Consider the following 6,194-nt stretch of genomic DNA (forward strand, 5'->3'; position numbering starts at 1 on the left):
CAGATCCGAACCCGGATCCAGATCCACCAACACCAACCGACCCGGATTCTCCGACTGCGCCGACCGCACCAACCCCCACACACCAGCCGACACCACATCACCCTCAGCAGTGGTAGCTCCGCGCGTCACCACCACCAACCGCGAACCCGTCAACCCCTCGTCAGCCAGCCACTCCTGCAGCAGCCCCAGAACTTCCGTCGTCGTCCCCAGGCCGGCCTCAGCGATGTCGTCAACAGCGTCGACCGGCGGGACGGAGAACAGCACCAACTCGGGCGCCGGCACTCCGGCCTCCATCACGAGTCGCAGGCCCGCAAGGTCCAGATGCGAGTCCACGGCGAGCCCGGCGTTCTGCACGGCGGCCCCGAGAGCGAACGGGTCGTCCGTGCCGAGCACGGCCCACACCCCGGTACCCGTGACCTCGTCCGGCACCTGCAACGACGTCCACTCCGTGCGGAAGAGCCCGTCCGTCTCCGCACTCCGGGAACTGCTGCCGAGCGCCTCGGCCGACACCGGGCGCAGCACGAGCGAACGGATCTCGGCGACCGGCTGTCCCGTGCCGTCCGCCACCTCGACTCGCAGCGCGTCCTCGCCCGCCTCCGTGATACGCACGCGCAGACGGTCCGCACCCGCCGCGAACAACGACACACCCGTCCACGCGAACGGCAGCCTCAAGGCAGGCTCTTCGGGGCCGAACTCGCCGTAGGAATTGGCATGCAGCGCCGAGTCCAGGAGCGCCGGATGGATGCCGAACCGAGCCGCCTCCGCCCGCTGCGACTCCCCCAACTCCACCTCGGCGAACACCTCACCACCCCGCCGCCACACCGCCCGCAACCCCTGGAACGCGGTCCCATAGCCGTAACCGGCTGTCTCGGCAGCGGCGTAGAAGCCGGACACTTCCTGGGCCTCGGCGTCCTGCGGGGGCCATACGGTCAGGTCGGTCGCAGACTGCGGCACGGCTTCCGCCCCGAGCACGCCTTCGGCATGCCAGGTCCAGGACGCGTCGGGCTCGGCGTCCTCCGAGCGGGAGTGCACCGACACTTCCCGTTCACCGGTCTCGGAGTCCGCCGCACCGACGACCACTTGGATCTGCACAGCGCCCTGTTCGGGGAGGACGAGGGGTGCCTGGAGGGTGAGTTCGGTGAGGTGGCCGCAGCCGACTTCGTCTCCGGCGCGGATGGCGAGTTCGACGAACGCGGTGCCGGGGAGGAGGACGGTGCCGGCGACGGCGTGGTCGGCGAGCCACGGGTGAGTACGCAGGGAGAGTCGCCCGGTCAGGACTCGTCCGCCATCGGCGGCGAGGCTCACCGAGGCTCCGAGGAGGGGGTGGCCGGTGGCGCCCAGGCCCAGCTCTGCGGGATCGCCGGTGGTGCCGGACGCCTCCAGCCAGTAGCGCTCCCGCTGGAAGGCGTAAGTGGGGAGGTCGACGCGTTCGACGGCACGGCCCGCGTATACGGCCGACCAGTCGATGTCGGCACCCTGGACCCACAGTTCGGCCGCGCTGGCGATGACTCGGGTGCTCTCGTCCTCGTCCCGGCGCAGGGTTCCAACGACGGTGAGCGGAGTCTCCACGGCTTCCGCGATGGCCTGCACGGCGGTGGTCAGGACGGGGTGCGCGGACACCTCGATCAGACGGGAATGCCCCTGGTCCAGGGCCACTTGGATGGCGTCGGTGAAGCGGACCGGCTGACGCAGACCCTCGTACCAGTACGTCGCGTCCATCGTCGTGGTGTCCAGGGGCTCACCGGTCACCGTCGAGATCAGGGGTATGCGGGAAGCGCGCGGCTGGACCGGGGCGAGAGCGTCGAGGAGCCGGTCCCGGATGTCCTCCACCTGTGCGGAGTGGGAGGCGTAGTCCACGGGGACGCGACGGGCCCGCACCCCAGCGGCTTCAGCTGCCGCCGCGATCTCATCCAGGGCTGTCGGATCACCGGCCACCACGGTGGCGTCAGGACCGTTGAAGACGGCGATCGCCACCCGGTCGCCGTACGGCTCCACCCACTCGGACGTCTTCGCGGAACCCGTCGTGAGGGACAACATGCCGCCAAGACCGGCCAGTTCATCCCGTACAGCAGCCGAACGCAGCGCCACCACCCGCGCCGCATCCTCCAAACTCAACGCACCGACCACCGCCGCAGCCGCGATCTCACCCTGCGAATGACCAATCACCGCAGCCGGTTCCACGCCGAGGGACTCCCACAGCGCGGCCAACGACACCATCACCGCCCACAACACCGGCTGCACCACATCAACCCGCCGCAACCAGGCGTCGTCATCACCACGCAGCACGCCGCTCAACGACCAGTCCACGAAAGGCGCGAGAGCCGCCTCGCACTCCGCGATCCGTGAGGCGAACACCGGCGAGGACTCCAACAACCCCCGCCCCATCCCCACCCACTGCGACCCCTGCCCCGGAAACACCAACACCGGCCCACCAGCACCCGACACAACCCCGGAAACAGCCTGAGCCGAAACACCACCCGAGGCCAGCGCCTCAAGCCCAGCTGTCAGTTCCCCCGGCTCACACCCCCACACCACAGCCCGGTGCTCCAGAGCCGTACGCGAGGACCACAGCCCCCACCCCACATCCACCGGCGCCCCGGCCACCCCCACAAGCCGACCCGCCTGCGCAGCCAGCGCCCCCGCCGAACGCCCCGACACCAACCACGGCACCACCGGCGAACCCGACAACGCACCGGAACCGGAGACCACCAGCGGCGCCGCCCCCGACTCCGCCTCCTCCAGGATCACGTGCGCGTTCGTTCCGGAGATGCCGAAGGACGAGACACCCGCGCGACGCGGGTGGCCGTTCGCCGTCCAGTCGCGGCGCTCGGTGAGGAGTCGGACGTCGCCCGCCTCCCAGTCGACGTGGGGAGTCGGGGTGTCCACGTGCAGGGTGCTCGGCAGCACCCCCGCCTCCATCGCCATCACCATCTTGATCACGCCTGCCACGCCCGCGGCGGCCTGCGTGTGCCCGATGTTGGACTTCACCGAGCCCAGCCACAGCGGCTGTTCGGCGGACCGCTCCTGGCCGTAGGTCGCGAGGAGTGCCTGCGCCTCGATGGGGTCGCCCAGGGTGGTGCCCGTGCCGTGGGCCTCGACCACGTCCACCTCACCGGCGGCGACCCCGGAGTTGGCGAGGGCCTGCCGGATCACCCGCTGCTGCGACGGACCGTTCGGCGCGGTCAGACCGTTGGAAGCACCGTCCTGATTGACCGCGGAACCCCGTACGACCGCCAACACTCGGTGCCCCTTGGCACGGGCGTCCGAGAGCCGCTCCACCACCAGCATGCCGACGCCCTCCGCCGGGCCGAAGCCGTCGGCGGCGCCCGCGAACGCCTTGCAGCGGCCGTCCGCCGAGAGCCCGCGCTGACGGCTCAGTTCCACGAAACCGGTGGGGGTGCACATCACCGTCACACCGCCGGTGAGCGCCATGTCGCATTCCCCGTTGCGCAGGGACTGGACGGCCAGGTGCAGCGCGACCAGCGACGACGAGCAGGCCGTGTCGACGGTGACCGCCGGTCCCTCCAGGCCGAGTTGGTAGGAGACGCGGCCGGAGGTGACGCTGGACATGTTGCCGGTGCCGAGGAAGCCCTCGATGCCGTCCGGGACGGCGTTGAGCCGGGCCACGTACTCGGAGGCCAGGGCGCCGGCGAAGACGCCGGTCCGCGTACCGCGCAGGGAGCCCGGGGCGATGCCCGCCCGTTCGACGGCCTCCCAGGCCGTCTCCAGGAGCAGTCGCTGCTGCGGGTCCATGGCGAGGGCTTCACGCGGGGAGATCCCGAAGAACCGGGCGTCGAAGTCGGCCGCGTCGGCCACGAACCCGCCGCCGCGCACATAGGTCTTGCCCGGTGCCTCCGGGTCGGGGTCGTAGAGGTCGTCGTCCCAGTCACGGTCCTGGGGGAAGGCGGTGATCGCGTCCTCGCCCGCGAGGACCACCCGCCACAGCTCTTCCGGAGAGCCGATCCCACCCGGAAAACGGCAGGCCATTCCGACGATCGCGATCGGTTCGTCCGCAGCGCCGACGGTGACGACGGGTTCCCGTGTGCTGTCGGGTAGTCCGGACAGTTGGGAGCGGATGTGGTGGGTGAGTGCGGTGGGGGTGGGGTGGTCGAAGACCAGGGTCGCCGGGAGGCGCATGCCGGTGGCCGTGTTGAGCCGGTTGCGCAGTTCCACCGCTGTGAGCGAGTCGAACCCAAGGTCCTTGAACGGCCGGTCCGCAGCGACGGAACCGGCGTCGGCATGCCCCAGCACGGCCGCGACATGCGACCTGACCAGGTCCAGCAGCAGCCGCTCCCGCTCCGGCTCGCTCAGCCCCGCGAGCCTCCCTTCCAGACCGCCGGCGCCACCACCCGGCTCCGTCGACGCCGCGACCCGACGGGACGCCACCGGACCCCGGACCAGTCCGCGCAACAGCCCCGGCAGCCCGCCGGCCGACGCCAGCGTGCGCAGCTCACCCAGGTCGACGGGGCTCACCACCAACGCCGGCTCATCCAGCGACACGGCACGGTCGAAGAGGTTCAGCCCCTGCTCCGACGACATCGGAACCAAGCCCCCCTGGGACAACCGGGCGCGGTCCCGGACTCCCATGTGCCCGGTCATGCCGCTCGCCTGCTCCCAGTAGCCCCACGCCAGGGAGACGGCGGGCAGGCCCTGGGCGTGGCGGTGCTCGGCCAGGGCGTCCAGGAAGACGTTGGCCGCCGCGTAGTTCGCCTGGCCGGGTCCGCCCAGGGCGCCTGAGGCGGAGGAGTACAGGACGAACAGGGCGAGGTCGGCATCTCGGGTCAACTCGTGCAGGTTGGCGGCGGCTTGGGCCTTCGGACGCCAGACCTCCGCGAGCTGCTCGGGAGTGAGGGAGGTGACCAGGCCGTCGGCCAGGACACCGGCCGCGTGGACGACTCCGGTGAGGTTACGGCCGTCCAGGAGCGCGGCGAGCTGGGCACGGTCGGCGGCATCACAGGCAGCCACCTCGGTCGTAGCTCCCAACTCGGCCAGCTCGGAGACGAGTTCGGAGGCGCCGGGAGCGTCCAGGCCCTTTCGGCTGGTGAGCAGGAGGTGCCGTACCCCGTGCTCGGTCACCAGGTGGCGGGCCAGCAGGCCGCCGAGGGTTCCGGTTCCTCCGGTGATCAGGACCGTGCCGTCGGGGTCCAAGGGCGGCGGCATCCTCAGCACGACCTTGCCGACATGCCGGGCCTGGCTCATGAAACGGAACGCCTCCGGGGCTCTCCGCACATCCCACGTCCGGACGGGGAGGGGTTCCAGCGCACCGGCCTCGAACAGGGAGACCACGGTGCGCAGGATCTCGCCGGCGCGGTCCAGGCCGCCGTCGCCGGGACTGTACGCCCGGTAGGTGACCCCGATCCGCTCGGAGGCGACCTCGTCGGCGTCCCGGATGTCGGTCTTGCCGAGCTCCAGGAACCGTCCGCCTCGTGGCAGCAGGTCGAGGGAGGCGTCGACGTACTCCCGGGCAAGGGAGTTGAGGACGAGGTCCACTCCGGCGCCCCCGGTCGTCGCCAGGAACTTCTCCCGGAAGTCGAGGTCACGGGAGGAGGCGATCTCGGCGTCCGACAGGCCCAGACCCCGCAGCGCGTCCCACTTGCCCGGGCTTGCCGTTGCCAGGACGGTCGCGCCGAAGTGCCGCGCGAGCTGGATCGCCGCCATGCCGACTCCGCCGGCACCCGCGTGGACGAGGACCCTGTCGCCCTCCTGGACCGAGGCGAGATCGACCAGGCCGTAGTACGCCGTCAGGAACACCACCGGCACCGACGCCGCCTGCTCGAACGACCAGCCCTCGGGTACCGGGACCATCAGCCGGGCGTCCGTGACCGCGAGCGGGCCGAGTCCGCCGGTCACGAAGCCCATGACACGGTCACCGGCGGCAAGACCGGTGACGCCCTCTCCGACCTCCAGCACCACACCGGCGGCCTCACTGCCCATGATCTGCTGGTCGGGGACCATGCCCAGGCCGATGAGGACGTCGCGGAAGTTGAGGCCGGCCGCGCGGACGGAGACCCGGACCTGCCCGGCAGCCAACGGCGCCGAAGCCTCCGGCACCGCCACCAACGCCAGACCCTCCAAGGTGCCGGACGCCACCGTGTCCAGCCGCCACACCCCCTCACCCACCGGAGGCACCAACCCCGAACCCGACGACGCCACACGCGCCAGCCTCGGCACCCACACACCCTCACCCCGAACCG

General features: G+C 71.3%; 1 pseudogene. It reads right to left on the minus strand.

What is annotated here, in order from left to right:
- Positions 1-6,171 (minus strand): annotated as a pseudogene (locus tag ABT296_RS38205) (type I polyketide synthase); the annotation flags it as partial.
- Positions 6,172-6,194 lie beyond the last annotated feature (23 nt).

The organism is Streptomyces sp. NPDC000983 (assembly GCF_040299205.1).
GTDB lineage: Bacteria > Actinomycetota > Actinomycetes > Streptomycetales > Streptomycetaceae > Streptomyces.